A 5,192-nucleotide genomic window follows, 5' to 3' on the forward strand; every position below is an offset into this window, starting at 1 on the left:
TCCCCGCGACGTGGCGGCCCGACTCGTCGAGCTGACGCTGGGCGAGCCCGTCGGTCGCGCGCCGGACATGGCCGGCCCGCAGGTGAGCAACTGGACGGACCTAATCCGGGGGTACCTGACGGCAAGCCACCGTCGCCGACGGGTGCTGCCGGTTCTGGTACCGGGCACCCGGGCGGTCCGCAACGGCGCTCTGCTGCCGCCGCCGGGGCACACCGTCGGCTCCCGCACCTGGGACCAGTTCCTGGCCGCCCACGCCTGACCGTCACGCAGGGCCGCGCCTCAGCAGTCGAGCAGCCGGGCCCGGAACTACGTCAGTGCTGGCCCGAGCTGACGTCGGCGACCCAGTCGGCGGGGTGCCCGCGCCGCACTGGCGTGACATGGTCCGGGATCTCCTGGACTATCTCAATGCCGGCGTCAAGGACCGTGTCGAGCAGCCACGGCAGGTCCTTCATCGCGCCGGTGGGCAGGTCGTGGGCCACCAGCACGTTCCAGTCGCGCTCGCCGAGCCGGGCGAGCGCGCGGTCGGCCCATCCCTCCGGCTCGTGCGTGTCGCGGACGTAGATGTCCCATATGACGACGGTGTAGCCGCGCTCGATGATGAAGTCGAGGGCGGCAGGGCTGAGCAGGTGCGGGCCGACCTGGCCGCTGCCGTTCGGCCTGAACAGCTTGTCGGGGTGGCTCAGGCTGCCGAGTGCCTCCTGGGCCAGCGCGATCTCGCCGACCTCGACGGCCGGGTCATTCCGCTTCCCGAGCGGCGCTCCGTGGGTCATGGTGTGGTTCCCTAGCCAGTGGCCCTCGGCGAGCACGCGTTCGGTAAGCGCGCGCACCCCCGGCTCGGCGAGATGGCTGCCAGTCGGGAAGAACGTGGCGTGCAGGTCGCGCTCCCTGAGCACGTCCATGACCCGTTCTGTCACGCCTGGTGTCGGGCCATGGTCGAAGGTCAGGGTCAGCTTCTTGTCAGCCACTTATCCACCTCGTCTTGGCGCATTGTGTTCCGGACGCGACGGTCAGGCCCTTCATGCCGGGACGAGAAGGGAGAGCTAGAGAATCGTATCTCTATACCATCTGCGACTTCTTACATGATAATCGAATCTTACCATGTCGACATGACGGGCCTGGCGATCCGGTCGGCCAACCGCGATTATCAGGGCGCCTCGTAAATTCCAGAAGTCTGGAAGCTGGCCGGTTTTCGTTGACTGGCGCAGACTCCGCCCGCATCCTCTGTTCACGGGACGTGACCCATTGGCTGACGGCAAAAGGCGGGAGTTCGATGACCCAGGACAGGGGGATGGACGGCAGGAACGCAGCGCGTGCACCCTTTCCGCGCCGAAGCCGGAGGCGCTGGACCCTGGCTGGCGGCTGCGTCGGCGCCTGGCTCCTCCTCTACCTGATAGCGGGTTCCGTCATCTCGGCGACCCTGCTGCTGGCGGCCTTGGCCGCGACTGCCGCGATAGCCGTTGTCTTCCTGCGGTCCATGGGCGTAACGCGGGATCACCCGTGGATACGCCAGCTGGCGTCGCGGCCCTGGCGTGACGGGCAGGACGTGCTGCGAGTCGCCATGAACCACCTCCCCGACGTCTTCGTGGTCGCGCCAAGCGGCGCGCTGTTCGCCCCGAACGTGGTCGAGATCCAGCTGAACCCGGAAGATCTGGCATCGCTATGCGATCGGATCGAGCTCAGCGTAGTCACCGCGAGCGTGACCGAGTTCTATGAGGAACAGATCGCCAAGTACCGCGCCCGCTTCGCGACGCCAGAGCGAGCGGAGGTATACCTGCTGGCGGACGAGTGGGTCCCGCGGGGCCGCTACCGCCTCCGGCAGGGCCACCCGGCAACCGCGGCGGCCCAGCGCGAGTTCGCCTACGCCGTACCGCGGTACAGCGACGCGGACGCTGATCTCAATGAATGGGACTGGCGCGAACCAGGCCCTGATCTCACGATCGTCGACGCGCACACGCTCACCGATAGCGGCACGGCCACGGTCATGGAGAACACGGTGCCTCCAGTCCCCGTTCTGCGGCTGATCACGGGCGACTTGGTAGCGCAAACCCGGATGACGGGCGCGGAGGCGGGGCGCGGGTCGGTTGACCTGGTCCTGCCGAACGTCTCCACGATATCGAGGAAGCACGCCAGATTCGCCTTCTCTGAAGGCCGCTGGTGGGTGACCAACCTGGGCATGAACGGGCTCACCGTGAACGGGACGCCCGCGGAGACAGAGCAGCCCCTGACCGATGGCGACACCATCCGCTGGGGCTCGAGACCGGATGCGGTGACCTCCCGGGTCGAGATCGGCTGAGGTCAGCCAGTCCGGCTATTGTCACTGAGGTGGCGATTGGTCAGCTCTTCCTCTGGTCGGCGAAGCCCGGCGAGTGGACGAGCTGCCCGCACGAGGAGATCACCTGGCTGGACCGGTCGCTGCTCAGCGGCAACGAGGATCTCACCTTGCACCGCGCGCCGCGATGCGCGGGGCTCCGCTACGTCAATCACGGCTGGGAGCTCTTCAGCCGTGACACGTCCCACCGGGTCTATCTGGCGCCCGATGCCTCCGAACCGCTGCCCGACCCGGAGATGGTCCGGCGGACGGCACGCCACGTGCTTCCCATGGCTCCGGAACGCTACGAAGCGGCACCGGTCGTGCTAGAGGGCGGCCTGTGGCTGGTCAGCATCGGCTCTTGGGTGGTGCGGCTCCGGCATGAGGTACCCGAGCGGCCGCCCGTCGAACCGGCCCGCGGCGGCGACAGTGAAACGGTCACACGGGAGCGCGAGTTCACGCGGCGCGGCCGGCCGCCAGAACCGCTGGGTGAGGACGCGGTGGCCCGCGTACGGTCCTATTTCCAGCGGAACGCCAGCGCGCGGCTCGCGATGGCCTACTACTACGAGGAATTCATTCTCGGGCGGCCAGCCCCGCAACCTGTGCCGATGATCAACGTGGTCATCGCGCTGGACCTCAGCGGTGAGGGGGCGGTATCCGACTACAAGAAGCTCCTGCAGGGCCTCATCTGGCAGGAGCGGGGGCATGCCAGGGACCTCGCTGGCTTCCTCCTTGGCAACGGGCTCCTGACTCCGGCCGATCTGGACCAGGCGAGGCGTGTCGCCGCGGCGAACGAGCGCGCCGGCATCTGCGAGCGGGCCAGGCTGCGGCTTCAGTACCGGCCGAAGGACACCTGAGCGCGTAACGCCGACTTTGAGCGAGCCGCCTCGTCTGCGTCTCCCGCTGACGTCACCACTGTCTCCTGGGTCCTGGCCCGCTTGCTCCAGTGGCGTAGCCAGAGCAGGCCGAGCACGGGGAGGACGAGCGGGACGAAGCCGTAGCCGCTGCCATAGCCGGACCACACCGTGGCATCGGGGAAGGTGGCCCGGTCGGCGAGGCTCCAGGTGCCGACTGCCAGCACGCCGACGAGCTCGACCGAGCAGGACAGGACGGCGATACGGCGTGCTGCCGGACTGCCAACGGCGAAGGTGACCGTGGCGAGGATGTAGATCACGGCAGCCAAGGCCGACAGCAGGTAGGCGACCGGGGCGTGGCTGAACTTCGTCGCGATCTGCACCGCGGCCCGCGCGGAAGCCGAGAGCGCGAAGAGAGCGTAGACGGCGATCAGCACCCGGCCAGGGCCTGTCCTGGTCGAGTCCGGCGGCGATGCCGCGGGCTCAGACATGGATGACCGGCCAGATCTCATGCAGCCGCACCATTAGCACGGCCGCGACCAGCCCGGCCACGGCGACAACCGCCGAGCCCCACCGTGATCGCTCCAGCAGCCCCCAGAATCCCGCGGCCACCGGGACGAGCGGCATCGCGATCAGGTACCCGATGAGCGTAGCCAGTGAGGCCGGGCGTCCGCCGCCGGCGAGCTTGGCCACGATGAGGCCGACCAGGACAAGGAGCAGGATCTCAAGGACGCCGAGCGCGGCGAGCAGGCCAATGCCCATTCGCCGGTTGAAGGCGGTCATCAGCAGCGCGTACGCGGCAAGCGCGAGACCGGCGACGATGATCGTCGTGGGAACGGCGCCGTTCACGGACGACATGTTACTACGTTTCGTAGTAACGAGCGCCCACGCCTACCAGGTGCCCCACTGCAGCGCCGGCGCGGGTAGCGCCGGTGGCGTCAGGAACGACGGGGGGGCCGTCAGGTCCAGTGCGCCGAGCGGCGCGGTCGCCGCCGCGTCCCGCCTGGTCAGCGCAGGCAGGTTCCACTTCTCCTCGACGAGCTTCAGTATCGAGGTGTGGTCGAATACGTCTGACAGGACGCAATCCGGCCGCGCGTAGGGCGACACGATCACCGCGGGCACCCGGAACCCGTAGTTGTCATAGGCATTCGGGCCCTCGACGAGCTGCTTGGCATGCCGGACATAGCTGGGGGACAGCACCTTCAGCAGGCTGTGCAGCGGAGACGGGTGCGCGACCCGGCTGCGACCTGGGACGTCGTCCGGCGGCACCGCCGCGGGCGGGACGACGTGGTCGTAGTAGCCGCCGTGCTCGTCGTAGAGCCAGATGAGCAGCGTGTCCGCCCAGCCCGGGCCGTGCATGACCCGGCTGATCACCTCAGCGGCGAAGCTCTCCCCCTTGCGGACGTCCTGCGGGTTCTCCTCCGAGAAACTGCCGAAGTCCGGGTCGACGATGCAGAACGACGGGAGATTGCCGGAGTCGGCATCGGCGAAGAACTGCTCGATGCTGCGGACGTGGGCCATGTAGCTGGCCATCCCGAGCGGGTAAATGGCCGACGTGAACTGGAGATCCCGCTTGAACACGTCGCTGGTCTTGCGCAGCGGACGGCCGAGCGAGGACAGATGGTGCCGGTTCCGGCGGTGCCGGTACTGCAGGTAGCGACGGAACTCGGACTGGTCGCCGCCGGCCGGCCGGTAGTTGACCCAGGAGATCCCGTGCCGGGTCAGCATGTCCATGATGGTGCCGGCCCGCGGCCGGTCCAGCAGGTTGAAGGGCAGGTCATCCATCAGGCCGTTGGCCGTCCCGGCCAGCAGGAACCGGCGGTTAGGGAACGTCGGCCCGAGACACGAGCTGAACCAGCGGTCGGCCAGCGGAAACGTCCGGGCCAGTCCGTGGTAAAGGGCAGATCCTGGTCCGTCCAGTAGACCATGGCCGCGGTCTTGTCACCCTCGGGCGCGGCCTGCTCCGTCGAGGTCACGAAACCGTTCATCTTGCCGGCGGCCCACTGCGTGTGGCTGGCGCTCCAGCTCTG

The 5,192-nt window shown here is 68.3% G+C and carries 7 protein-coding genes and 1 pseudogene; 3 read left to right on the forward strand and 5 right to left on the reverse strand.

Annotated elements, in window-relative coordinates; genetic code table 11:
* A pseudogene (locus tag WA805_RS14965) lies at positions 1–259 on the forward strand (NAD-dependent epimerase/dehydratase family protein); the annotation flags it as partial.
* 52 nt (positions 260–311) lie between these two features.
* Here WA805_RS14965 and WA805_RS14970 read toward each other — a convergent pair.
* Entirely contained in the window at positions 312–965 is a 654-nt protein-coding gene (locus WA805_RS14970) for a polysaccharide deacetylase family protein (RefSeq protein WP_422271775.1), read from the reverse strand.
* Between the two features lie 305 nt (positions 966–1,270).
* On the opposite strand from WA805_RS14970, the gene WA805_RS14975 reads away from it, so the two are divergent.
* A complete protein-coding gene (locus tag WA805_RS14975) occupies positions 1,271–2,293 on the forward strand; it encodes an FHA domain-containing protein (protein WP_422323515.1) in 1,023 nt (340 codons plus the stop codon).
* A 29-nt stretch (positions 2,294–2,322) separates the two neighbouring features.
* A complete protein-coding gene (locus tag WA805_RS14980) occupies positions 2,323–3,165 on the forward strand; it encodes a hypothetical protein (protein WP_422287607.1) in 843 nt (280 codons plus the stop codon).
* On the opposite strand, the gene WA805_RS14985 is transcribed toward WA805_RS14980, so the two are convergent.
* The 4 genes from WA805_RS14985 to WA805_RS15000 form a co-directional block, all read right to left on the reverse strand.
* Positions 3,141–3,653 carry a hypothetical protein gene (locus WA805_RS14985; RefSeq protein ID WP_422287605.1) on the reverse strand — a complete coding sequence of 171 codons (513 nt, stop codon included), beginning with the start codon at positions 3,651–3,653 and terminating at the stop codon, positions 3,141–3,143. The two genes, WA805_RS14980 and WA805_RS14985, sit on opposite strands and share 25 nt — an antisense overlap.
* A complete protein-coding gene (locus tag WA805_RS14990; RefSeq protein ID WP_422338728.1) occupies positions 3,646–4,011 on the reverse strand; it encodes a hypothetical protein in 366 nt (121 codons plus the stop codon). The genes WA805_RS14985 and WA805_RS14990 overlap by 8 nt, the downstream gene beginning before the upstream one ends.
* Positions 4,012–4,053: 42 nt before the next feature.
* Complete coding sequence (locus tag WA805_RS14995) at positions 4,054–5,049, reverse strand: alkaline phosphatase family protein (protein ID WP_425242623.1); 996 nt, start codon at positions 5,047–5,049, stop codon at positions 4,054–4,056.
* A partial coding sequence (locus tag WA805_RS15000) for a hypothetical protein (RefSeq protein ID WP_425242622.1) occupies positions 4,947–5,192 on the reverse strand: 246 nt, incomplete at its 5' end. The genes WA805_RS15000 and WA805_RS14995, both read right to left, overlap by 103 nt.

This window comes from Trebonia sp. (genome assembly GCF_049794275.1).
GTDB lineage: Bacteria > Actinomycetota > Actinomycetes > Streptosporangiales > Streptosporangiaceae > Trebonia.

What these genes read in the sequence shown, in the direction of transcription:
- WA805_RS14975 (WP_422323515.1), top strand. Translation starts at nt 1,271, where the DNA reads ATGACCCAGGACAGGGGGATGGACGGCAGGAACGCAGCGCGTGCACCC.
- WA805_RS14985 (WP_422287605.1), bottom strand. Translation starts at nt 3,653, where the DNA reads ATGTCTGAGCCCGCGGCATCGCCGCCGGACTCGACCAGGACAGGCCCT.